The organism is Nocardia aurantiaca (assembly GCF_009708175.1).
Classification (GTDB): domain Bacteria; phylum Actinomycetota; class Actinomycetes; order Mycobacteriales; family Mycobacteriaceae; genus Nocardia; species Nocardia aurantiaca.
The window spans coordinates 121,047-143,649 of the sequence record NZ_WMBB01000002.1; the positions used below are offsets into that span (position 1 = coordinate 121,047).

General features: G+C 67.8%; 17 protein-coding genes. 7 read left to right on the forward strand and 10 right to left on the reverse strand.

What is annotated here, in order from left to right; translation table 11 throughout:
* Nucleotides 1-19 precede the first annotated feature (19 nt).
* Entirely contained in the window at nucleotides 20-1,867 is a 1,848-nt protein-coding gene (locus GLP40_RS04065; RefSeq protein ID WP_154786487.1) for a DUF4407 domain-containing protein, read from the reverse strand.
* A gap of 880 nt (nucleotides 1,868-2,747) precedes the next feature.
* Here GLP40_RS04065 and gltB point away from each other — a divergent pair.
* The 5 genes from gltB to GLP40_RS04090 all read left to right on the forward strand — a co-directional run bounded on the left by gltB (nucleotide 2,748) and on the right by GLP40_RS04090 (nucleotide 12,124).
* Nucleotides 2,748-7,421, forward strand: coding sequence for a glutamate synthase large subunit (gltB, locus tag GLP40_RS04070; RefSeq protein WP_154786488.1), 4,674 nt, complete (start codon nucleotides 2,748-2,750; stop codon nucleotides 7,419-7,421).
* A gap of 77 nt (nucleotides 7,422-7,498) precedes the next feature.
* Nucleotides 7,499-8,968 carry a glutamate synthase subunit beta gene (locus GLP40_RS04075; protein ID WP_154786489.1) on the forward strand — a complete coding sequence of 490 codons (1,470 nt, stop codon included), beginning with the start codon at nucleotides 7,499-7,501 and terminating at the stop codon, nucleotides 8,966-8,968.
* A gap of 237 nt (nucleotides 8,969-9,205) precedes the next feature.
* Nucleotides 9,206-9,910 carry a hypothetical protein gene (locus tag GLP40_RS04080; protein WP_154786490.1) on the forward strand — a complete coding sequence of 235 codons (705 nt, stop codon included), beginning with the start codon at nucleotides 9,206-9,208 and terminating at the stop codon, nucleotides 9,908-9,910.
* Between the two features lie 41 nt (nucleotides 9,911-9,951).
* Nucleotides 9,952-10,962, forward strand: coding sequence for an alpha/beta hydrolase (locus tag GLP40_RS04085; RefSeq protein ID WP_154786491.1), 1,011 nt, complete (start codon nucleotides 9,952-9,954; stop codon nucleotides 10,960-10,962).
* Between the two features lie 310 nt (nucleotides 10,963-11,272).
* Nucleotides 11,273-12,124 carry a cutinase family protein gene (locus GLP40_RS04090; protein WP_230329228.1) on the forward strand — a complete coding sequence of 284 codons (852 nt, stop codon included), beginning with the start codon at nucleotides 11,273-11,275 and terminating at the stop codon, nucleotides 12,122-12,124.
* A 151-nt stretch (nucleotides 12,125-12,275) separates the two neighbouring features.
* Here the strand turns inward: GLP40_RS04090 and GLP40_RS04095 are convergent, their stop codons facing one another.
* From GLP40_RS04095 to lysX, 4 genes are all read right to left on the reverse strand, one after another.
* Nucleotides 12,276-12,596, reverse strand: coding sequence for a hypothetical protein (locus GLP40_RS04095; RefSeq protein WP_154786493.1), 321 nt, complete (start codon nucleotides 12,594-12,596; stop codon nucleotides 12,276-12,278).
* A 127-nt stretch (nucleotides 12,597-12,723) separates the two neighbouring features.
* Nucleotides 12,724-13,341, reverse strand: a complete 618-nt coding sequence (locus tag GLP40_RS04100; RefSeq protein ID WP_328289661.1) for a histidine phosphatase family protein — start codon at nucleotides 13,339-13,341, stop codon at nucleotides 12,724-12,726.
* A 50-nt stretch (nucleotides 13,342-13,391) separates the two neighbouring features.
* Entirely contained in the window at nucleotides 13,392-13,592 is a 201-nt protein-coding gene (locus GLP40_RS04105; protein ID WP_154786494.1) for a hypothetical protein, read from the reverse strand.
* Between the two features lie 112 nt (nucleotides 13,593-13,704).
* On the reverse strand, nucleotides 13,705-17,136 hold the full coding sequence (gene lysX, locus GLP40_RS04110) for a bifunctional lysylphosphatidylglycerol synthetase/lysine--tRNA ligase LysX (RefSeq protein ID WP_154786495.1): 3,432 nt from the start codon (nucleotides 17,134-17,136) through the stop codon (nucleotides 13,705-13,707).
* Nucleotides 17,137-17,236: 100 nt separating this feature from the next.
* On the opposite strand from lysX, the gene GLP40_RS04115 reads away from it, so the two are divergent.
* Nucleotides 17,237-17,458, forward strand: a complete 222-nt coding sequence (locus GLP40_RS04115) for an RNA-binding S4 domain-containing protein (protein ID WP_154786496.1) — start codon at nucleotides 17,237-17,239, stop codon at nucleotides 17,456-17,458.
* Nucleotides 17,459-17,645: 187 nt separating this feature from the next.
* Here GLP40_RS04115 and rraA read toward each other — a convergent pair whose 3' ends face one another.
* Together rraA and GLP40_RS04125 are read right to left on the reverse strand one after the other, a co-directional pair.
* Nucleotides 17,646-18,137: a ribonuclease E activity regulator RraA gene (gene rraA, locus GLP40_RS04120; protein ID WP_328289662.1), complete on the reverse strand. Its 492-nt coding sequence runs from the start codon at nucleotides 18,135-18,137 to the stop codon at nucleotides 17,646-17,648.
* A 4-nt stretch (nucleotides 18,138-18,141) separates the two neighbouring features.
* Nucleotides 18,142-18,648 carry a nitroreductase/quinone reductase family protein gene (locus GLP40_RS04125; protein ID WP_154786497.1) on the reverse strand — a complete coding sequence of 169 codons (507 nt, stop codon included), beginning with the start codon at nucleotides 18,646-18,648 and terminating at the stop codon, nucleotides 18,142-18,144.
* A gap of 161 nt (nucleotides 18,649-18,809) precedes the next feature.
* Here GLP40_RS04125 and GLP40_RS04130 point away from each other — a divergent pair, with 161 nt between their 5' ends.
* Nucleotides 18,810-21,011 carry a serine/threonine-protein kinase gene (locus GLP40_RS04130; protein WP_407671537.1) on the forward strand — a complete coding sequence of 734 codons (2,202 nt, stop codon included), beginning with the start codon at nucleotides 18,810-18,812 and terminating at the stop codon, nucleotides 21,009-21,011.
* Nucleotides 21,012-21,053: 42 nt separating this feature from the next.
* Here GLP40_RS04130 and GLP40_RS04135 read toward each other — a convergent pair whose 3' ends face one another.
* The 3 genes from GLP40_RS04135 to GLP40_RS04145 form a co-directional block, all read right to left on the reverse strand.
* A complete protein-coding gene (locus GLP40_RS04135; RefSeq protein WP_196054520.1) occupies nucleotides 21,054-21,524 on the reverse strand; it encodes a DUF1707 and DUF4190 domain-containing protein in 471 nt (156 codons plus the stop codon).
* Nucleotides 21,525-21,619: 95 nt separating this feature from the next.
* Complete coding sequence (locus GLP40_RS04140; RefSeq protein WP_154786499.1) at nucleotides 21,620-22,000, reverse strand: DUF5313 family protein; 381 nt, start codon at nucleotides 21,998-22,000, stop codon at nucleotides 21,620-21,622.
* Between the two features lie 123 nt (nucleotides 22,001-22,123).
* Entirely contained in the window at nucleotides 22,124-22,585 is a 462-nt protein-coding gene (locus GLP40_RS04145) for an SRPBCC family protein (RefSeq protein ID WP_154786500.1), read from the reverse strand.
* Nucleotides 22,586-22,603 lie beyond the last annotated feature (18 nt).

The following is a 22,603-nucleotide window of genomic DNA, read 5'->3' on the forward strand; positions in this document are numbered from 1 at the left end:
CGCGACGCGTTTGCGCGGGCTACTCCTGGCCCCCGCCGGGCGGCAGTTCCCGCGGACCGCGGTAGTCGAGCTCGGGACTGCGGCGCGCCGCCAGCGCGTCCCGCTGCGGGCCCGCCGGAAGCGGGTAGCCCGGCTCCACCACCTGACCCTGGGGGAGAGCGGTGTACGAGGGGTACTGGGCGTAGGGCTGGTCCACCACGCTCGAGGCCACCCGCTGGGCGTGCACCTGCTGCGGCGCCCCCTGCGGCTGGTAGCCGTACTGCGGCTGGGCGTAGGCCTGCTGGGGCTGCGGCTGCGCCGAATCCTCGGAATCCACCGTCACCTTGCGCGTGCGGCGCAGTGTGAAGGTGATCTCCTCCGCCTCCTCGAACGCCTGCCGCACCGTGCGCAGCGGGTGGGTGGCGGTGTCGATGGCATTGGCCACGAAGGACGGGACCAGCGGGCGGATCCAGCGGGCCGCGGTATCGGTGAAGGGCACGGAGCCGATGATCGGAAGTTCCAGCCCTCCACCCTTGTTCGTGGGCTGGGCGGCCGGCGCTGTGGGCGCGGGCGCGCCACCCTGCGGCACGGGGGCCAGCGCCCCGGAGGTGAGCTGGGCGGGCAGGTTCGGCGACGGTGTCACGATCCCCTCCTGGGACACGGTGCTGTCCTTTCGATCCTCGGCCGCGGCCGGGAGTTCGTGTCGGGTGGCATTGTCGAATTCGGCGAGCGCCCGCTGCGCGGGCTCGGTGATGCCGATCTCGAGATTGCCGATGGCGGCGATGATGCGGGTGCGCTGCCGTTCCCGGTCGATGGCGGTGTCGGCATGCGCGGCCAGCCGCGCGGCGGTGAGCTGTTGTTCGGCGCGCAGACTCTCGGTCTCCACCCGCACCTCGGCCTGTTTGACGGCGATGGCGGTGGCGGCGGCCTGGTCGATGCGGTCGGTGGCGGTGCGGACCGCGACGCTGCGGTCGAACGCCGTCTCGCCGCGCCACCACCGCAGCAGCAGCGGCAGCAGCGCCAGCACGATCATGAGCACCGCGACCGCGAGCCGCAACCCGAGCGGCCCGAGATGCCCTGTGGTGTAGTCGTTCATGGCCACCCAGCGCGCCGCGAGCCCGCGGTCGCCCTCGGTGTAGGCGCCCTTGCGGGCGCTCGCGAGGGCCTTGTCCTTCGCGGTGACCTCGGCATCGAGCCCGTCCACCTTGGTCTGCGCCGTGGTGAGCTGGGTGCGGGCGGCGTCGAGCATCTGATTGGCGGTGCGCTCCTCAGGACCGCGCCCGGGCACGCCGGTGATCATGGTCTGCGGGCAGTCCGCCGTCGGGTGGTACTCGCAGCGCGCGATCTTCAGGGCGTCGGTGACGTCGTTCTGCGCCTTGGTGATCTGTTGGTCCAGGGCGGCGCGATCGGCCTTGGCCTGATCCAGTTCGGTGCGCGCGGTGACCACGGCGGGCGCGGATTCCACTGCGCGCTGGGCGGTTTCGTCGAGCAGCCGGTGCACGCTGCCGGAGAACAGGATGGTGCAGGCCAATTCGGCGAGCACCACGCCGGCCAGTCCGGCCACGGCGATCCGCCCGCCGAATTCGGCCACCGCGCGGCGGTTCTCACGGCGTTCGGGGGTCGCGGCAGTGGCCAGCGCCCGGGAGATGGCCGCCGTCAACAGGGTGGCGATCAGCGCGACCGCCACCACGGCGAGGACCGGCCGGCCGGCCTGCCCGGTCGCGGCGGCGGTGACCACTCCCGCGGTGGCCGCGAACAGCGCCACCACCGCGCCGGTGACCATATAGCCGCCGCGTTCGGGCCCGTCGGTGAGCTGTGGTTGTGCGCCGCCCAGCCAGACCAGCAGCGCGCCGAGTCCGGCGGACCTGCGGATATGGTGAACGGTCATGGGAGTTCACATCCTCTGAGTCCCGGGTGATTCGGCTTCTCGAAACCGTCGCTGATTCGTTGTCTCAGCGTGACAGGCGTACGGCTGTTCCCTCGACCGCGGCGGCTGGGATGTGGCCAGGTTCACATCGACGCGTTTCGCGTGTGTGACGTGGTGTTGATCACGGATGGACCGGCGCGGATAGTGCCGAATACCGGGATGGAACGACGTTTTGCGATTTGCTGAATGTGTGCTGAATCCCACATTCAGGAAAAATTCCGTACGGTCCGCAGGTTGCCTGTCCATGTCTCCCGGACGGCTGCCATGGCGACGGAACTTGTCCGGAAAGTTAGCCGCCTTACGCCCGGTTTGCCGGATCCCCTTGTGGGGAAATCTGATTCATTGCAGGTGAGAGGCAGTCTGGAGCTGCGCACGACCGCCCACCCGGAGCTCTCGCGTGCGTGCGGTGCAGTGGTGAACTCAACTGAAACGCACCTGCACCCCTGCTTTACACTGGAGAACGCGCGTGTGTTGGAGGACCGATGAAGAAGCCCAGCTAGAAGCTGGAATTAGCGCAACCTAAGTTGGTTGGGCTCCAGTCCTGACTTATCGTTTGCTCTTACGCCGAACTACACAATTCGGCATCTCCCCATACGGTCAGAGGCCCGATCGGTGCTCAGCCTAGCGGGCGAGAACGGCGCGGTGTGTAGCGAATGCGTAAGGGTTCCGTTACCACCGAGCACCCGACTAGGTAATCGAAGCGGGTGGACAACTGCAAAGTTGACTGCACGGAGTGACCATCAGCGCCGCTGGTCTCCGAAACGTCCGGGCGCAGTCCAGACCGGAGGCGTTCGACGAAGGCCGCATTCTTCGAAGGCCTGTTTTTTGTGAAGGCAGAGGCATGACGCAACTTCCTGGCCACAGGTTCCCCGCTGGCGGTGCCGGCTATGGACAAGGACCCATCGGGCTCTATGACCCGGCGAATGAACACGACGCCTGTGGTGTCGCATTCGTCGTCGACATGCACGGCCGCCGCAGCCGCGACATCGTCGATAAGGCTATTACGGCATTGCTGAACCTGGAGCACCGTGGTGCCGCCGGCGCCGAACCCAACTCGGGTGACGGCGCGGGCATCCTGATTCAGCTCCCGGACAAGTTCTTCCGTGCCGTCGTCGACTTCGAGCTCCCCGCCGAAGGTTCGTACGCCACCGGTATCGCTTTCCTGCCGCAGGCCCGCCGCGAGGCCGCCCGCGCCGGGTACGGCGTCGAGAAGATCGTGCGCGAGGAGGGCCTCGAGGTCCTCGGCTGGCGTGAGGTCCCGATCGACGAGTCGTCGCTGGGCGCGCTGTCGCGCGACGCGATGCCGACCTTCCGTCAGATCTTCATCGCCTCGCCGAAGGGGTCGGCCGAGCAGCTCTCCGGCATGGACCTGGAGCGCCGCGCCTACGTCGTCCGCAAGCGCGTCGAACACGAGCTCGGCAAGGCGGGCGCCGGCGAGGGCGCGACCGGCAAGGAGTCGGTCTACTTCCCGAGCCTGTCCGGCGAGACCTTCGTCTACAAGGGCATGTTCACCACCCCGCAGCTGCGGGCGTTCTACCTGGATCTGCAGGACGACCGGGTCGAGTCCGCGCTGGGCATCGTGCACTCGCGCTTCTCCACCAACACCTTCCCGTCGTGGCCGCTGGCGCACCCGTTCCGGCGCGTCGCCCACAACGGTGAGATCAACACCGTCTCCGGCAACGAGAACTGGATGCGGGCCCGCGAGGCGCTGCTGAACTCGAACGTGTTCGGCACCGACCACGAGGGCAACAACCGCCTGGAGAAGATCTTCCCGGTGTGCACCCCGGGCGCCTCGGACACCGCGCGCTTCGACGAGGTGCTCGAGCTGCTGCACCTGGGCGGGCGCAGTCTGCCGCACGCCGTGCTCATGATGATCCCGGAGGCGTGGGAGCGCCACGAGTCCATGACCCCGGAACAGCGCGCCTTCTACCGCTACCACTCCTTCCTGATGGAGCCCTGGGACGGCCCGGCCTCGGTGTGCTTCACCGACGGCACGGTCGTCGGCGCGGTGCTGGACCGCAATGGTCTGCGCCCCGGCCGCATCTGGGTCACCGAGGACGGTCTGGTCGTGCTGGCCTCCGAGGTCGGCGTGCTCGACATCGACCCGGCGAAGGTCGTCTACAAGAAGCGCCTGCAGCCCGGCCACATGTTCCTGGTCGACACCTCGCAGGGCCGCATCATCAGCGACGACGAGGTCAAGTCGTCGCTGGCCGCGGAGTTCCCGTACCAGCAGTGGCTGGACGAGGGCCCGACCAAGCTGAGCGACCTGCCCGACCGCCCGCACGTGCACATGTCGCACGACCGCGTGCTGATCCGCCAGCAGATCTTCGGCTACACCACCGAGGAGCTGAACCTGCTGGTCTCGCCCATGGCGCAGACCGGCGGCGAGGCGCTCGGCTCGATGGGCACCGACACCCCGATCGCGGTGCTGTCGGCGCGGCCGCGCCTGCTGTTCGACTACTTCTCGCAGCTATTCGCGCAGGTCACCAACCCGCCGCTGGACGCCATCCGCGAAGAGGTCGTCACCTCGCTGCGCAGCATGATCGGCCCGGAGGCCGACCTGCTGAACCCGGGACCGGAGTCCTGTCGTCAGATCACCCTGACCCAGCCGATCCTGGACAACGACGAGCTCAACAAGCTCATCCACATCAACGACGACGGCTCTCGTCCGGACCTGCGTTCGGTCGTGGTGCACGGCCTGTACCCGGTCAAGAAGGGCGGCAAGGGCCTGCGCAAGGCCATCGAGGCCGTGCAGCGTCAGGTCTCGGCGGCCATCGACGGCGGCGCGCGCATCATCGTGCTGTCCGACCGCGAGTCGAACGAGAAGCTGGCCCCGATCCCGTCGCTGCTGCTGACCGCCGCGGTTCACCACCACCTGGTCCGGGAGCGCACCCGCACCAAGGTCGGCCTGGTCATCGAGGCCGGTGACGCCCGCGAGGTGCACCACATGGCCATGCTGGTCGGCTTCGGCGCGGCGGCCATCAACCCGTATATGGCCTTCGAGTCCATCGAGGACATGCTCGAGCGCGGCGCGCTGAAGATGCCGGGCAGCGCCGGTGACCTGGCGGCCGACTACAAGAAGGCCGTCTACAACTACAACAAGGCGGCCGGCAAGGGCGTGCTGAAGGTGATGTCCAAAATGGGCATCTCCACCATCGCCTCCTACCGTGGCGCGCAGCTGTTCCAGGTCGTCGGCCTGGCGCAGGAGCTGGTGGACGAGTACTTCACCGGCCTGCGCTCGCCGCTGGACGGCATCGGTCTCGACGACATCGCGGCCGAGGTCGCCCAGCGGCACCGGGTCGCGTTCCTGGAGAACCGCAACGAGCGCGCGCACCGCGAACTCGAGGTCGGAGGCGAGTACCAGTGGCGTCGTGAGGGCGAGTACCACCTGTTCAACCCGGACACGGTGTTCAAGCTGCAGCACGCCACCCGCTCGGGCCAGTACAAGGTCTTCAAGGAGTACACGAAGCTGGTCGACGACCAGTCGGAGCGGCTCGCCTCGCTGCGTGGCCTGTTCCGGTTCAAGTCCGAAGGCCGGCACCCGATTCCGATCGACCAGGTCGAGCCCGCGTCGGAGATCGTGAAGCGCTTCTCGACCGGTGCGATGAGCTACGGCTCCATCTCGGCCGAGGCCCACGAGACCCTGGCCATCGCCATGAACCGCCTCGGCGGTCGCTCGAACTCCGGTGAGGGCGGCGAGCATCCGGCCCGCTTCGAGCCGGAGGAGAACGGCGACTGGCGTCGGTCCGCGATCAAGCAGGTGGCCTCGGGCCGCTTCGGCGTGACCGCGCACTACCTGACCAACTGCACCGACATCCAGATCAAGATGGCGCAGGGCGCCAAGCCCGGTGAGGGCGGCCAGCTGCCGGCCCACAAGGTGTACCCCTGGGTCGCCGAGGTCCGGCACTCCACGCCGGGTGTCGGTCTGATTTCCCCGCCGCCGCACCACGACATCTACTCGATCGAGGACCTGGCGCAGCTGATCCACGACCTGAAGAACGCGAACCCGCAGGCGCGGATTCACGTGAAACTCGTCGCGGAGCCGGGCGTCGGCACCGTCGCCGCGGGTGTCTCCAAGGCGCACGCGGACGTGGTGCTCATCTCCGGCCACGACGGTGGCACCGGCGCCTCGCCGCTGACCTCGCTCAAGCACGCGGGCGGTCCCTGGGAGCTCGGCCTGGCCGAGACCCAGCAGACGCTGCTGCTCAACGGTCTGCGCGACCGCATCGTGGTGCAGGTGGACGGTCAGATGAAGACCGGCCGCGACGTCATGATCGCCGCGCTGCTGGGTGCCGAGGAGTACGGTTTCGCGACCGCTCCGCTGGTGGTCTCGGGCTGCATCATGATGCGCGTCTGCCACCTCGACACCTGCCCGGTCGGCGTCGCCACCCAGAACCCTGTGCTGCGTGAGCGCTTCACGGGCAAGCCGGAGTTCGTCGAGAACTTCATGCTCTACATCGCCGAAGAGGTGCGGGAGCTGCTGGCGTCGCTGGGTCTGCGCACCCTCGACGAGGCCATCGGCCGGGTCGACCTGCTCGACACCACCGCCGCCAAGGCGCACTGGAAGGCCGCCAAGCTGGATCTGTCGCCGATCCTGGATGACGTCGAGACGGCGTTCATGTTCCAGGACCGCCGCCGCACCAAGGGCCAGGACCACGGTCTGGACAAGGCGCTCGACAACGAGCTCATCGCGAGTGCCGCGGACGCGCTGGAGCGTGGCAAGCCGGTCAAGATCGAAACCAAGATCACCAACGTGAACCGGACGGTCGGCACCATGCTCGGCCACGAGGTCACCAAGCTCTACGGCGGAGTCGGCCTGCCGGACAACACCATCGACATCACGTTCATCGGTTCGGCCGGCAACTCGTTCGGTGCGTTCGTCCCGGCCGGTATCACCCTGCGGGTCTCCGGCGACGCCAACGACTATGTGGGCAAGGGCCTTTCGGGCGGCCGCATCGTCGTGCGCCCGTCGGCCGACGCGCCCGCCGAGTTCGTGGCGGAGCAGAACATCATCGCGGGCAACGTGATGCTGTTCGGCGCGACCTCCGGCCAGGCGTTCATCCGCGGTGTGGTCGGCGAGCGCTTCGCCGTCCGCAACTCGGGCGCCACCGCGGTGGTCGAGGGCGTCGGCGACCACGCCTGCGAGTACATGACCGGTGGTCGCGTGATCATCCTCGGCGAGACCGGCCGCAACTTCGGCGCCGGCATGTCGGGCGGTATCGCGTTCGTCTACAACCCGAACGGCACCTTCGAGGCCAACCTCAACACCGAGCTGGTCGACCCCGAGCAGCTCTCGGCCGAGGACGCGCAGTGGCTGCACGACACCGTCGCCCAGCACCGTGACGAGACCGGTTCGGCGGTGGCGGAACGCATCCTGGGCGACTGGGCGCAGCAGGTGACCAAGTTCGTCAAGGTCATGCCGCGCGACTACAAGAAGGTCCTACTGGCCATCTCCGAGGCTGAGAAGGCCGGCCGCAACGTCGATGAGGCGATCATGGAGGCCGCTCGTGGCTGACATGCCGAGCGTTTTCAAGCGCTGCACCGGATTTGTTGGGTGCGCCGAATCGGCGCGAAAGATCATCGGAGCTGTCAATGGCTGATCCACAGGGCTTCCTGAAGCACACGAGCCGGGAACTGCCGAAGCGCCGCCCGGTGCCGCTGCGGTTGATGGACTGGAAAGAGGTCTACGAGGGGAAGTTCTCCCACGAGACCCTGCAGCGCCAGGCCAGCCGCTGCATGGACTGCGGTATTCCGTTCTGCCACAACGGCTGCCCGCTCGGGAACCTGATTCCCGAGTGGAACGACCTGGTGTACAGGGGCGCGTGGAAGGAGTCGTTCGATCGGCTGCACGCGACCAACAACTTCCCGGAGTTCACCGGCCGCCTGTGCCCGGCTCCGTGTGAGGCGTCCTGCGTCCTGGGCATCAACCAGGATCCGGTGACCATCAAGCAGGTCGAGGTCGAGATCATCGAGAACGGTTTCGACGAGGGCTGGGTGACCCCGGCCTATCCGACCCGTCTGACCGGTAAGCGCGTCGCGGTCGTCGGCTCCGGCCCCGCGGGCCTGGCCGCCGCCCAGCAGCTGACCCGCGCCGGCCACACCGTGACGGTGTTCGAGCGCGACGACCGCATCGGCGGCCTGCTGCGCTATGGCATCCCGGAATTCAAGATGGAGAAGCGCTTCATCGACCGCCGCATCGCGCAGATGGAGGCCGAGGGCACCATCTTCAAGACCGGCGTGAACGTGGGCGTGGACATCAGCGCCGAGCAGCTGCGTGAGCAGTTCGACGCGATCGTCCTCGCCGGTGGCGCGACCATCGCCCGCGACCTGCCGATCCCGGGTCGCGACCTGGACGGCATCCATCAGGCCATGGAGTTCCTGCCGCTGGCCAACCGGGTGCAGCTGGGCGACCCGATCGTCGATGAGGACGGCCTGCCGCGCGTCCACGCGCGCGGCAAGAAGGTCGTCATCATCGGCGGCGGTGACACCGGCGCGGACTGCCTGGGCACCTCGCACCGTCAGGGCGCGGAGTCGGTCCACCAGTTCGAGATCATGCCGCGTCCGCCGGAGGAGCGGGCCTCCTCCACCCCGTGGCCGACCTATCCGCTGATGTATCGCGTCTCCTCGGCCCATGAGGAGGGCGGCGAGCGCGTGTTCTCGGTCAACACCGAGCGTTTCATCGGTAGGGACGGCAAGGTCACCGGGCTGCAGGCGCATGAGGTGACGATGGTCAATGGCCGGTTCGAGAAGGTCGAGGGCACCGACTTCACCCTGGAGGCGGACCTGGTGCTGCTGGCCATGGGCTTCGTCGGCCCGCAGAAGTACGGCCTGCTCGAGGGTCTGGGCGTGGGCTATGACCAGCGCGGCAATGTCATGCGTGACAAGGAGTGGGCCACCACGGTGCCCGGTGTCTTCGCCGCCGGTGACATGGGCCGTGGTCAGTCGCTGATCGTGTGGGCCATCGCCGAGGGCCGCGCTTGCGCGTCCGCGGTGGACAAGTACCTGGAGGGTGAGACGGCGCTGCCGTCCCCGATCACTCCGAGCATGGTCGCCCAGCGCTGAGCTGAAATCTGAAGGGCGCTCCCGGACTTCGGTCCGGGAGCGCCTTTTGTTTTGCCTGGCAAAGCATCTGAAATGTGTGCTAGTCAATTGCTGTGCGCAGTTTTCGCAAACCCTGGACAGTGGACCAGTTACACCTGTTTACTTAGTCCCCGTGTGGAACCCACCTCCGAGTCGTCCGCAGCGCTCGGTAAGCATGGATCGGTCCCGGAATGAGGTCGGGACACTTGGAGGAGAAACATGTTCCGTAATCGCCGGGCGGCCGCGATCATCTCATCGGCCGCATTGGTTTGCGCGGGTCTGAGCATCACCACTCTGGAAACCGGAGTGGCGGCGGCGGATTCGACCTGTGCAATCAGTTCGCATGCCACCAAGAATGACATCAGCACCCTGGGCATCACGATGACCTACGACAAGACCGTCAATTCCGACTCGGTCGGCGTCGGCACCACCGTGACCTACAAGATCGTCATCGGCACCACCGGCATCGGCAATCCGTACGTCAACACCATCACCGATTACCCGCCCGCCGGATTCGCCGCGCCCACCAAGGCGACCATCACCGCGTATCACGCCGCGGTCGGCGAGCGCACCGAGGACGTCACCCCGGAGCCGAACGCCGGCGGCTGGAAGGTGACCAACACGGGCTGGTTCGTGAACTCCGGCAACCCGGTGACCTACACCATCACCTACCCGGTCCCCACCAACCTCTCGGCCGGTCAGCAGGTCACCAGCGGTGGTATCGGGGTCGCGGGCACGGTCGGCGTCAGCAACGAACTCCCCAACCTGACCGCGTGCTTCACCGCCCGCGGCAACACCATCGGTGAGGACGTGCTGGGCAGCCTCGGCAACAACGGACTCGGTTCGGCCGACGGCCAGCTCAGCTCGACGGGTTCGCTGAGCACCATTCTGTCGGACGCGATCCGCAAGTACATCGGCAGCTGATTCCCGCCCGGGCCGATTCGATCGATAGGACAACCGAACCGATGCACACCCGTAAACTCCCGGTGTTGGCCGCGATATCGGCGTTCGCGCTCTCACTGGCGTTGTCGTGCGCCCCCGGGAGCATCGGTACGGCCATGGCGGATTCCGCTGAAGCCCATCTGGTTTCGATCGATCGGCCCGGCCAGCGGCAGGAGGAGCTCTCAGTCTATTCGGCCGCGATGGACCGGGTGATTCCGGTTCAGGTCCTCACCGCATTCGACAACAGCGTGCCGCGCCCGACGCTCTATCTGCTCAATGGCGCGGGCGGCGGAGAAGACGCCGCCACCTGGTATCGGCAGACCGATGTCGTCCAATTCTTCTTGGACAAGAACGTGAATGTCGTGTCCCCGGTCGGCGGGAAATTCTCCTATTACACCGACTGGCAGAAAGACGACCCGAGTCTCGGCCGTCAGAAATGGGAGACCTTTCTGACCGCCGAACTGCCTCCGATCATCGACAAGGCGCTGGGCGCGTCGGGCGCGAACGCGATCGCAGGCGTCTCGATGTCGGCGACCTCGGCGCTGAACCTGGCCATCGTCGCCCCGGACCGGTACCGGGCCGTCGCGGCTTTCAGTGGCTGCGCCTCCACTTCGGACGAGAACAGCCGCCGCTACATCCAGCTGGTCCTGGATCGCGGTGACGCCGATGCCCGCAATATGTGGGGTGAGCCGGGCGACCCGGACTGGCAGCGGCACGACGCGGTGCTCAATGCCGAAGCCCTGCGCGGGAAGGCGCTTTTCATCTCCAGTTCCAGTGGCCTGCCCGGCCCCATGGACACCCTCGACTCACCCTCGATCGGCGGGCGTCCGGCGACGCTGGCCAACCAGATCGTGCTGGGCGGTGTCATCGAGGCGGCGACCAACGCCTGCACGCACCGGCTCGCTGATCGCTTGAGCGAGTTGGGGATTCCGGCACAGGTCGAATTCCGTGCTGCCGGAACGCATTCCTGGCGCTATTGGGAGGACGCGCTGCACCGGTCGTGGCCGATGCTCGAGACGGCATTGCGGGAATGAGCCCGGAAGCCGGTGTGGGAAAGGACTTTCAGCCGGAAATCGGACGTGTTCGTCCACTCGCCTGGCATGGGTGATCAGGCCCCTTTAAGCTTGTCGGCGGTGTGTCGCCGATCTCGTCAAGCGGTCTGTTTCGGGCAACTCATACGGGGGCGGTTACTTGGGTTAACCCACAGTGCACCGGACTGTCATCCGGCGACCGCACCATGATCGGGAATCGGGACGGGCGACTTGTCCCGGCACAAGCGTGAACTGGAGCAGTATGCGGTTGAAGAATGTTGTCGCGGCTGCGGGGGCAGCGGCGAGCGTGCTCATGTCGGGAATTGTCCTGGGCAGCGGTCCCGCGATGGCCGACCCCGGCGCGGGCTGCCCGAGCCTCTACACGGTGGCCGTCCCGGGCACCTGGGAAACCGGTCATGACAAAGACCCCAAACCCGGCATGCTGGCCGGGGTTACCGACGGGTTGCCCGGCGAGGTCGACTACGTGACCTACGCGGCGACCGCCTTCCCCTGGGAGGGCGACGTCTATGCCGCCTCCAAGAAGGAAGCCGTCGACAACGCGCGCGGCCTCGTGCACGACATGGGCGCGCGCTGCCCGGGCACCAAGATCGCACTCACGGGCTACAGCCAGGGCGCCGACGCCGCAGGCGATCTCGCGGCCGAGATCGGCTCCGGGCACGGCGTGGTGCCACCGGACCGCATCGCGGCCGTGGCCCTGATCTCCGATCCGCGCCGTTCGCCCACCGACGCCCAGATCGGTCCGATCGCCCCCGGCGCGGGTGCGGGCGGGGTGCGGGTCGGCGGCTTCGGCTGGATCAGCGACAAGGTGCGCACGGTGTGCGCCATCGGCGACCTGTACTGCTCCACCGAGGAGACCGACTTCCTCACCCGCTTCGCGGGTTTCCTGGCGCAGTCGAGCAACCCGAACAACTTCAACCTGTGGCAGACCCAGCTCGAGTTCGGGTCCATCCTCAACGACCTGATGGCACAGGGTGGTCTGCCGACGCTGCAGGCGCAACTGGCCGATGGTCCGGACAGCGAGTACGCGCACCAGCTCGAGCAGTTCTACCGCAGTGGCAAGCACACCAGTTACGGCAGCTACGGGGTCGGTGGCGGTCAGACCGCGCTGACCTGGATGCACAACTGGATCGTGACCAACGCATAGCGGGAATCTCGATCCGAGGGCCGCTCCCGGCAAGGGGCGGCCCTCGGCATATGAGAGTGCTTGTCTTTCAACGACTCCGAGAGACAAAGAGGCCGCTCCCACACGGGGAGCGGCCTTTTCGTGTCCGAGCCGATGAGGTGATCCGGCCGGGCTACATGCCGAACGAGCCGGTGGGCGGCAGCCAGGGTGCGGGGGCCTGGGCGGGGGCGTTGTTCCAGCCGTTGTCGCCGTTGTTCCAGCCGCTGTTACCGTTCCAGTCACCGTCGTGGTCGTGGCGGTGGTGATCACGGTCGCGGTCGTGGTCCCAGGGGCCGTGGTCGTCGATCTGCTGCGCGATGACGGGGGTGCTGGCGTCATCGGGGGTCGCGGCGTTCGCGGGGAGGGCGACGACGGCGAGCGGGATGGCGGCCAGGGCACCCGCCGCGGCCAGGCGCAGGGCGAGACGGCGGCGGGGCTTGGTGGTGGCGGACATCATGGTGCCTTTCTGTCGGGATCGTCGGCCGCGAGGGGAGCGGCTCACGAGTTCCCATCGAAAGGCCCGGCCCTTGGAGGGGTGTGGGATCGGGCTGGGAGTCGGCTGAGCGTCGGTGTTCGGCGGCTCAGGAGCGCGGCCGCTGCGTCCGCGGCAGCAGATCCCAGACGTGGCCGTTCTCGTTGACGGTGGCCGCGGTGCGGCCGCCGGTGCGCGAGTACAGGATCCGGGTGATCGAGCAGTAGTCGATGGGAAACGTGAGCGGGCGAGCCAGCCCCAGCACGTCCTGCAGCAGCACGTTGATCACGCCGCCGTGGGCGAAGACGACGACGGTGTCGGCGTGTTCGGCGGCCGTGACGATGCTCGCGATGCTGTCGCGTACGCGGCCGACGAAGGCGTCGCCGTCGATCTGCTCGGGCAGGTGCCCGGCCTTGATGCGCTCGTAGGCTTCCCGGAATTCCCGCTGCGCGTCCTCGATCGGGATGTAGATCGGCAGCTCGCGGTCGTATTCGGCGAGGCCGTCGAGGATGTCGATGTCCAGCCCGAGCTTTTCCGCGGTCGGCCGGGCGGTCTCGCGGGCCCGCAGCTGGGGGCTGCTCACCACGCGCGAAATCCGGTGGGGGGCCAGTGCGGCCGGAACGCGGCTCGCCTGTTCGATCCCGATCGCGGTGAGATCGGGGTCGGCGTGGCCGGATTCCGCCAGGACACGTTGCGGCTGGGCGTGGCGCACGAGGATCAACTGCACGCCCCCACTCTGCCGCACCCCGCCCGCACTTCGCCGCGGGGGTGCCGGGGCTAGCGGTTCTTGCGGCGGCTCATCAGATAGACGACGCCCAGCACCAGCACCACGATGCCGATGCAGCAGACCGCGAGGAAGCCCCAGAAGCTGGTGCCGCGCCGGCTGCTGGAGCGCCGCGCGGCGGTGTTCTCGAGGGCGGCGTTCCAGGTGTCCGGGTGCGTCCAGACATGGTGGTCCAGCAGTGTCGCCTGGGTCATCAGGTCTAGGTAGTGCATGGAATCCCCAATCGGTGTAGCCGGTGGGCCCGCCCCGGGCCGAATCCCAGATTAACTGGCGATCCGGCCCGGGGAATCAGGGTTTTCCCTGGTCCTATCGGGATTCGCTGTGCGCGCCACGGGGTTTCACCAGCGGAAACGGCAGGGTTTCGCGGATGCTGCGGCCGATGAGCAGCATGACCACCCGGTCCACGCCGACGCCGAGGCCGCCGGTGGGCGGCATGGCGTGTTCGAGGGCTTGCAGGAATTCCTCGTCGAGTTCCATGGCCTCCGGATCGCCGCCGGCGGCCAGCATGGACTGCTCGGTGAGGCGGCGGCGCTGTTCCACCGGATCGGTCAATTCGCTGTAGGCGGTGGCCAATTCGACGCCCCAGGCCACCAGGTCCCAGCGCTCGGTGACGCCCGCGATGTGCCGGTGCGCACGGGTGAGCGGGGAGACGGAGGTGGGGAAGTCGATGTAGAAGGTAGGTTCCTCGGTGGCGGATTCCACCAGGTGCTCGTACATCTCGAGCACGAGTTGCCCGGCGTCCCAGCCCAATTGGAAGGGCACGCCCGCTTTCTCGCAGAGCAGCCGCAGTCGTTCGGCATCGGTGTCGGGGGTGATGGTCTCGCCGATCGCCTCGGACACGGCCCCGTGCACGGTCTTGACCGGCCAGTCGCCGGAGATGTCGACCTCGGCGACGGCGCCGTCTGGTCCGGGGCGCAGCGCCGCCATCTTGCCGTTGGCGGCGACCGCGGCCTCCTGGATGAGCTGGCGGCAGACGTGCATCATGCGCTCGTAATCGCTGTGCGCCTCATAGGCTTCCAGGATGGTGAACTCGGGGTTGTGGCTGTAGTCCACGCCCTCGTTGCGGAAGACGCGGCCGAGTTCGAACACCTTCTCCATGCCGCCCACGCATAGCCGCTTGAGGTACAGCTCGGGGGCGATGCGCAGGTACAGGTCCAGGTCGTAGGCGTTGATGTGGGTGGTGAACGGCGTGGCGTTGGCGCCGCCGTGCACCTGCTGCAGCACGGGGGTCTCGACTTCCAGGAAGCCCCAGCCGTGCAGGGTGTCCCGCAGCGACCGCACCACCGCGCTGCGCTTGGCCAGCACCTCGCGGATGTCGATGTTGATGGCCATGTCGACATAGCGTTGCCGGACGCGGGCCTCCGGATCGGACAGGCCCTTCCACTTGTCCGGCAGCGGGTGCAGGCATTTGCCGATCATCCGCCAGTCCTGGGCCAGCAGTGACAGTTCGCCGCGGCGGCTGCGGCCGATCTGCCCGCTCACCTCGATGAGGTCGCCCAGGTCGAAGAATTCGGTGAATTCCCGGCTGCGGTCGACGCCCACCCGGCCGCGGTCGATGAGCAGCTGGATGTCGCCGGACCAGTCGCGCAGCACGGCGAAGATGACGCCGCCGTAGTCGCGAATCCGCAAGAGCCGTCCGCAGACTCGCACGGTGGTGCCCTGCGGGCAGCCGCGCGCGGCGGCCACGGTGTGGGTGGGCGGGTAGGCGACCGGGTAGGCCTCGACCCCGGATTCCTGGAGCTTCGCCAGCTTGTCCATGCGCACCCGCACCTGTTCGGGGCGGCGCGGGCCGATCTCCGCGAGCTCCTCCGGCGGCAGATCCGGTGGGCTGCCGTCGGCGTGCAGGCCGGTCATGGTGGGCGGCACCGAGGGGCGCAGACCGGTGTGCGCGGAGGCGTCGTGCTCGCGGCCGACACGCGGGAGGAAGCCCTCGGCGAGGGCGCTGGCCATGGCGACCCGCAGCAGGTGGCGGCGTTCCTCGAACATCGAGAATCGCGGCACCCATTCGGGCTGGTACTTCACATTGGAGCGGTAGAGCGCCTCGAGCTGGTACCAGCGGGAGAAGAACATGAGTACGCCGCGCCACATGCGCAGCACCGGGCCGGCGCCGATGCGGCCGCCCTCCTCGAAGACCGCGCGGAAGACCGCGAAGTTCAACGAGATCCGGGTGATGCCGTACTGATCGGAGGTGAGGGCCAGCCGCGAGATCATGAGCTCCATCAGCCCGTTGGGGCCGGAGCGGTCGCGGCGCATGAGATCGAGGGAGATGCCGGTGCGACCCCACGGCACGAACGACAGCATGCCGAGCACCTGGCCGCCGCTTTCCGTGGTGTCTGCCGGAGGCTGCCCATTGCCGGTGGTGGTGGGCTGACGGACGGGCGCGACCGCCTCGACCAGCAGGCAATCGCCGTCGAGGGGGTCGCCGAGGCGGTCCAGGGCCATGGAGAAGCCGCGTTCGGTCTCGGTGTCGCGCCAGGCGTCGGCGCGCTTCATGACCTCTTGCATCTCCTCGGGGGAGATCTCCCGGTGTCGCCGCACCCGCACCGTGATGCCTTGTTTGGCAAGGCGATTGGCGGCCTGGCGGACCGGTTTCATATCCGGTCCGGCGAGGGAGAAGCTGCGGGTTTCGAGAATGGCCTCGTCGCCGAGGCGCAGTGCGGACAGCCCGGCGCGGCGGTACGCGGTCGCGCCGAGCTCGCTGGCGCCCATGACCGCGGGTGCCCAGCCGTACTGATCGGCCAGTCGCAGCCAGGCGTCGATGGCGTGCGGCCACGACTCCTTCTGCCCGATGGGGTCTCCGGAGGCCAGGCAGACGCCGAGCTCGACGCGGTAGGTGATGGCCGCCTTGCCGCTGGGGGCGAAGACGACGGCCTTGTCGCGGCGGGTGGCGAAGTAGCCGAGCGAGTCCTCGACGTCGGAGTGTTCGATGAGCCCGCGCAGGGCGGATTCGTCGAGCCCGGTGAGCGCGTTGGAGGAGCGCTGCGATCGGAACAGGGTGATCACCGCGGCCAGCAGCGCGATGGCACCGAACAGGCCGAGCAGCAGGTTCACCAGATGCGGCGGGTGCCCGTCGAAGTCCTCGTTCGAGACCAGGATCGCGGCGGTCACGCGGGAGACGGCCCACAGCGCGCGCTCGGTGTGGTCGGGCAGCGTGCCGGGGAACAGCTCGACCAGTCCCCAGCCGACCATGCAGCCCAGCGTGAGCCCGCCCGCCAGCACGCCGAGCGCACGCCACACCGCGCCGCGCTGCACGTGCGTGTAGAACTCCGACCATGAGGCAACGAGCACGCCGATGACCACGACGTGGATCACCAGCGCCACCAAGGCGTTCACGTCGCCCTCGGCGGCGAAGTCGAGGGCGTTGGCCAGTGCGAAGGCCGCCATGTAGGCGACCAGCAACCACCACGCGATGCGCTTTCGGCTGGCGGTGGCGCCCGCCAGCAGGCCGACCACCAGCGCCCACACCAGCGAGGTGTCGGGGGCGTCGAAGTAGTAGGTATCGACGAAGTGGCGTAGGTGCGAGGTCAGGAACCGGAGCCCGGGCGAGATGCTCCAGGCGAAACAGAGCACCGAGAAGAGGCCGAGCGCGGTGCCCGCGATGTGCGGGACCTCACGCAATCGACCGTGCCCGCGGTGCGGCACCTCCGGCGACCGCGGCTCCGGTCTCTGGTCGGAGTCGTGGTGCGGCCGGTCCTGCGTCGAAGTCACCGCACCAGTGTGTATGTTGCCCTTGCCCATGTGCACTCAGAACCCGGTTCGTGTCTCGTGGCCGCCGCGCGGCGGCTGGTGGTGGGGGCGGCGTTTGGTTGCGGGGCGGCCGCGGGTAAGGATGTATCCCATGTCGGATCCAGTCGACGTCCCGATCGAGGACGATGTCATTCGACTCGGCCAGTTCCTGAAGCTGGCGAACCTCATCGATTCCGGTTCGGAAGCCAAAACGGTGATCGCCCAGGGCCTGGTACGAGTCAACGACGAGGTGGAGCTGCGACGGGGTCGCCAGCTGCACACGGGCGATGTGGTGGCACTGGCCGGGCACAAAGCCCGGGTCACCAGCGGCTGAGCGCGCTTCGCGGGCAAGATACTCCCGGATCCGTAGAGGTTCGTTCCGCGCCCCTCGCGGCCGGGCTCACCGCATCCCTGCGGTTTGCCGGCGGCTTCATTTCCCGCGGGGGCTCGGGGCTGGGCCCCGGCTCCCCATTCTCAGGGGTGCGGGGGCGTCAGCTCCTGAGAGCTTCCCGAGAGTTGGGTCAGCCTTCGCTGCGAACGACGACGCCGTCGTGGTCGCTGTAGAGCATGTCGCCCGGAACGAAGGTGACGCCGCCGAATTCGACCGGCACATCCTTCTGGGCATCGGCGCCGGTCTGGGTGCTCTTGCGGGGGTTGGTGCCCAGCGCCTTGATGCCGATGGGCAGGGTGCGCAGGATCGCCGAGTCCCGGACCGCGCCGTTGACGATGACACCGGCCCAGCCGTTGTCCACGCCGCGCCCGGCGATGATGTCGCCGACCAGCGCGGTGTGCACGCTCGCGCCGCCGTCCACGACCAGTACCCGGCCCTCGCCGGGTTCGCCGAGGGTCTGCTTGACGAGCAGGTTGTCCTGGAAGGTCCGGATGGTCACGATGCGGCCGGCGAACACCTCGCGGCCACCGAACTGGATGAACTGGGTGTCGCAGCTGCGGATCTCCGGGCCGATCTCGTCGGCTAGGTCGGCAGTCGCGATGGGATTTGCTGATTCGGTCACGCAGTCATCTTGTCAGGGCGAAAATACGCAAGTCGCGAGCGGTGCGATTGCGGTAGGAAGTGTACGCCCGGGTGGTCTCCTCGAAGCGTTCGAAGATGGCCTTCTTGCGGTCCTCGTCGGTGACCAGTGCGGCGGTCACCGGAATGTGCTGCCCGGCGATGGCGACCTCGGCGGCCGGATTGGCCAGCAGGTTCCCGGTCCAGGCCGGGTGGTGGTTTTGACCGAAGTTCGATCCGATCACATAGATCGTGTCCCCATCGTGAACGTAGAGCAGCGGGGTGGTGCGCGGTTCCCCGGACTTGCGGCCGACGGTGGTGAGCAGGATGACCGGCGCGCCGATCGGGCCCAGCACGGTGTATTTGCCGCCCGTGCGCTCGAGGATCTTGCGATCCAGCGGGGTCAGCTTGCGGATGACCGACGAGCCGGCCTTGGTGGCGGCGAATGGACTGACGAGGCGGGACAGGAAGCCGTGTGGGGTGCCCCAGACCCGTTCGGGGAACTGCTCGCTCATACCGAGACTGTAGTGCCCGCCGGGCACCGCCGTCCGATGTTCCCGGCAAGGGTGATGCGCTCTTCGCTTGCCCGGCGATCTACCTAGAAGAACGAATCAACTCTGCAGTCGGATTCTCGGGCGCATACACCCGATGAGTCCAGGTCGGGGGAGGCGTGAACGTGGAATGGGTGATCGACTCGGGTGCCGTCGACGAGACCCGCGCCCTGCTGGCGTCCGTGCTCGCCAGATTCCAGGCCGCCTGGGAGTCCGCCGGAGCGCCGCCGAACCTGGCCGAATTCCTGCCGCATCGACCGGAATCGCGGCGGCTGGCGCTGATCGAGCTGATCAAGGTGGACCTGGAGTATCGCTGGATCCGCTACGACTTTCCCAAGCGGCTGGCCGAGTATCGGGCCGAATTCGACGAATTGCGTTCCGGCTCACTGCCTCCCGACCTGGCCTATGAGGAATTCCATGCTCTGCGCCGCTCCGGTTTCGCCCTGGACATCAGCGCTCTGCCGACCGAGGCGGCCGCCACCGAGTGGGCCGAGCGCGACTACCGCAGCACGCTCATTGCCCGGCCGCAGGCCCAGCACGCCCTCGAGGGCATCGAGGTCGGCGACCGGGTGGACGATTTCGATCTGCTGGTGGAGCTGGGCAGCGGCGCCTTCGCCCGGGTCTTCCTGGCCCGGCAGCGGTCCATGCAGCGGCTGGTGGCGGTGAAGATCTCGCAGAATCACGGCACCGAGTCCGAGACCCTGGCCCAGCTGGACCATGAGCATATTGTGCGCGTCTTCGACCAGCGCCTGCTGTCCGACCAGGAGCTGAAACTGCTTTATATGCAATATCTTCCGGGCGGCACGCTGTCGAAAGTGCTGGCGCTGGTGCGTTCCCGCGAACCGGGCGAACGCGACGGCGGTCTGCTGCTGGAGGCGGTGGACTCGGCCATGCGGGACAAGGGCGGCCTGATACCCGGCGAATCCCTCACTCGCGCCGCGATGCCGGAGCGCAGCTGGCCGGAAACCGTTGCGTGGCTGGGCAGCCGACTGGCCCGTGCGCTCGACTACGCGGCCGACAACGGGGTATTGCACCGCGATATCAAGCCCGCCAATGTGCTGCTCACCGCCGACGGCAGCCCGAAACTGGCCGATTTCAACATCAGTTTCAGCCAGCACGTGGCGGGCACCAGCCCGCTGGCCTATTTCGGCGGCTCGCTGGCGTACATGTCGCCGGAGCAGTTGGCGGCCTGCCATCCGCGACTGCTCGAGACCGCCGAGGCGCTCGACGGCCGCAGCGACATCTACGCGCTGGGCGTGGTGCTGTGGGAACTGCTCACCGGCCGCCGCCCCTTCGACGACGAATCCCTCGCGGGCGATTCGGAATCCTCGCTCGAGCGCATGCTGCGGCTGCGCCGCCACGAGATCGATCCCCGCCACCTCGACGAGCTGCCGCCCGACTGCCCGGCCACGCTGCGCCGGGTGCTGCTCAAATGCCTTGCGCCCGATCGTGAAGACCGCTGGCCCGATGGCGCGGCGCTGGCCCAGCAGCTGGAGTTGTGCCTGGATCAGCGGGCACGGGATCTGGTGGACCCGCCCGAGAGCAACTGGCGGGCACGGGTCGGCCCATGGTCGCTGCTGGCCCTGATCACCGTGGCCAGCCTGGTCGGCGACGTGCTCGGCATGGCGTACGTCAATCTGCACAACCATCCGCTGTTCGCGCTCTGGTTCACGCCCGAGGAGCGAGCGCGGCTCCAAGTAGTCGGCAACGCGATGGCCCTGGTCGCCACCCCGGCGGCCATCGCGGTCGCCAATTACCTGTGCCGCCGGGCCTTCATCGTGTGGCGCGGGTTGCGGCGGGGCCGCACCTACGAGTCGGCCGAGCTGTCCCGGGCCCGCCGGGACACTTTGAAGAACGGCGACCGGGTGGCGCTGCTGGCCTTCGCCTGGTGGGTGCTGGCTGCCGCGGTCTCGGCCATCGCGCTGGTGGTCTATACCGGACTGCCGCCGGGGCGCATCGTGAATCTGGTGGCGACGCTGCTGGTTTCGGGCGCGATCGCGGTGGCCTATCCGTTCTTCGTGGTGACGTTCTTCGTGGTGCGCTGCTTCTATCCGCGACTGCTCACGCACGGGGAGACGGCCGAGGATCGGCAGGCGCTGCGGGCCCTGAGCCGCCGCTGTACCGGCTATCTCGCGGTGGCCGTGGCGATTCCGCTGGTCGGGGTGATCTCCAGCCTGATCTTCCTGAACGCGGAAGAGGTTTCGCTGGTTCTGATTCCGATCTACGGCCTGTGCGTCGCGGGCGTGCTCGGGTTCCTCGGCGACTACTGGCTGTTCCGCCGGACGGAGGCCGATCTGCGCGCCTTCGAACGTGCCGTGTCGAAATAGCCGCCGCGTGTCGAAACAGCCTGTACCGAGGCGAATACGGTGTCAGCGGAAGAAGACCCACCCGAAGATGGTCATCCACATGATCCCTACCGCGAGGCCGGCCACCGCGAATCCCCTGTCGTCGCGGCGGTCGGCGTCGACGGTCAGGGCCACCAGGCCCAGGATCACGGCCGGGACCGCGGTCAGCCCGCAGAAGAATCCGAAAACCCCCAGCACGAACGACGTGATGCCCATGCCCTTGGAGCGCTGGGCGGCCGGCGCGTAGTACACGGGCGTCTTCGCGTACATCGGCATGCCCGGATACCCGGCCGGAGTCATGGGCCGCCACGGCAATCCGGTCATCACCGTGTCGAGTTCGCTGCAGGTGCGCGCATTGAGCGCGTATCCGATGCGGTCGGACAACTCGTCGACGGTGAGCCGCCCGGCCTGGAAATTCTGTTTCAGGGCCTCGATCGCGCGTTCCCGATCGGCGTCACTCGCCAGGAAATACCCTGCCGCCCATTGAGGTTCCATCTGGTTCTCCATCGAACCCGAAGCCGAATACTCTGAATTCGAGCGTATTCCTCGTTCCCGGTGCCGAGTGCGAATCGAGACCGGAGACACATGAATCAGGCGCGGCCGTGGCGCTGTTCGTAGGCGGCTCGGTCGGCGGCTTCGCGGGCGCGGCGATCGACGTCGGCGAGCGCGGGATCCAGGCCGTGTTCGAGGAGTCGTTTGCGCCGGAACACATAGGTGAGTGCCGCGGTGAAATAGATGAGCGGCAGATACAGCAGCGCCATCATGGCCAGCCCCATCCAGAGCGGGCCCGGAATCAGCAGGAACAGGCACAGCACCGGAATGATCGGAATCAGCATCCGCAGCAGGTAGCGCCGGGTCGCGCCCGGGCCGGTGAGATCGTTCAGTACCCAGTCCGACATGGACGGCGGCAGCGTCCGCCCGCAGAGGTAGCCGATTCGCTGCAGTGGCGTCGGGGCGGTGCGTTCGGGCATGTGCCCAGGATCCCCGGTGGGGGAGTGCGGGACAACCGCGGGGGGTCGGCGGCGTTGACGACCCGGAGGGGACGAGCCTCTCGATGCCTTCGGGACGCAGCCCGAGAGTCCCCGAGAGCTGGGTCAGGCGTTGGTGCGGTCGGCGTGGAAGGCCGAGACCTGGGTGGCCAGGTTCTGCGTGGAGCTTTTCACGGCGAGCTTCACGAAGGGCTCGATGGTCTTGCCGAGGATCTTGCCCGCCAGACCGCCGGGGACCCGGTAATCGACGATGGCGTCGATGGTGCAGGATTCCTCGCCCCTGTCGTGGAAGAGGAAGGTGGATTCGATTTCGAAGCCCTTGATCGACTTCACGCCGATCGCGTAACCCGGCTCGTGCCGGACGATCTTGATGGTCGAGTGCAGGGTGATCGGGCCCAGTTGAATGGTCCCGTCGAAGGTGGCTTCGATACCCTCGATCTGGTCGGTCAGCGGGGTGAAGGCGCTGATCTCATTGATGAAGTTCGGCAGCTGCCGGTAGTCGTTGACGTAGGCGAAGGCGGATTCGGCCGAGGCGGCGCAGTCCGCGACGATCTTGACTTCGGTCATGCGCGCAACTGTAACGTG

What these genes read in the sequence shown, in the direction of transcription:
- GLP40_RS04065 (WP_154786487.1), bottom strand. Translation starts at nt 1,867, where the DNA reads ATGACCGTTCACCATATCCGCAGGTCCGCCGGACTCGGCGCGCTGCTG.
- gltB (WP_154786488.1), top strand. Translation starts at nt 2,748, where the DNA reads ATGACGCAACTTCCTGGCCACAGGTTCCCCGCTGGCGGTGCCGGCTAT.
- GLP40_RS04075 (WP_154786489.1), top strand. Translation starts at nt 7,499, where the DNA reads ATGGCTGATCCACAGGGCTTCCTGAAGCACACGAGCCGGGAACTGCCG.
- GLP40_RS04080 (WP_154786490.1), top strand. Translation starts at nt 9,206, where the DNA reads ATGTTCCGTAATCGCCGGGCGGCCGCGATCATCTCATCGGCCGCATTG.
- GLP40_RS04085 (WP_154786491.1), top strand. Translation starts at nt 9,952, where the DNA reads ATGCACACCCGTAAACTCCCGGTGTTGGCCGCGATATCGGCGTTCGCG.
- GLP40_RS04090 (WP_230329228.1), top strand. Translation starts at nt 11,273, where the DNA reads ATGTCGGGAATTGTCCTGGGCAGCGGTCCCGCGATGGCCGACCCCGGC.
- GLP40_RS04095 (WP_154786493.1), bottom strand. Translation starts at nt 12,596, where the DNA reads ATGTCCGCCACCACCAAGCCCCGCCGCCGTCTCGCCCTGCGCCTGGCC.
- GLP40_RS04105 (WP_154786494.1), bottom strand. Translation starts at nt 13,592, where the DNA reads ATGACCCAGGCGACACTGCTGGACCACCATGTCTGGACGCACCCGGAC.
- lysX (WP_154786495.1), bottom strand. Translation starts at nt 17,136, where the DNA reads ATGGGCAAGGGCAACATACACACTGGTGCGGTGACTTCGACGCAGGAC.
- GLP40_RS04115 (WP_154786496.1), top strand. Translation starts at nt 17,237, where the DNA reads ATGTCGGATCCAGTCGACGTCCCGATCGAGGACGATGTCATTCGACTC.
- GLP40_RS04125 (WP_154786497.1), bottom strand. Translation starts at nt 18,648, where the DNA reads ATGAGCGAGCAGTTCCCCGAACGGGTCTGGGGCACCCCACACGGCTTC.
- GLP40_RS04135 (WP_196054520.1), bottom strand. Translation starts at nt 21,524, where the DNA reads ATGGAACCTCAATGGGCGGCAGGGTATTTCCTGGCGAGTGACGCCGAT.
- GLP40_RS04140 (WP_154786499.1), bottom strand. Translation starts at nt 22,000, where the DNA reads ATGCCCGAACGCACCGCCCCGACGCCACTGCAGCGAATCGGCTACCTC.
- GLP40_RS04145 (WP_154786500.1), bottom strand. Translation starts at nt 22,585, where the DNA reads ATGACCGAAGTCAAGATCGTCGCGGACTGCGCCGCCTCGGCCGAATCC.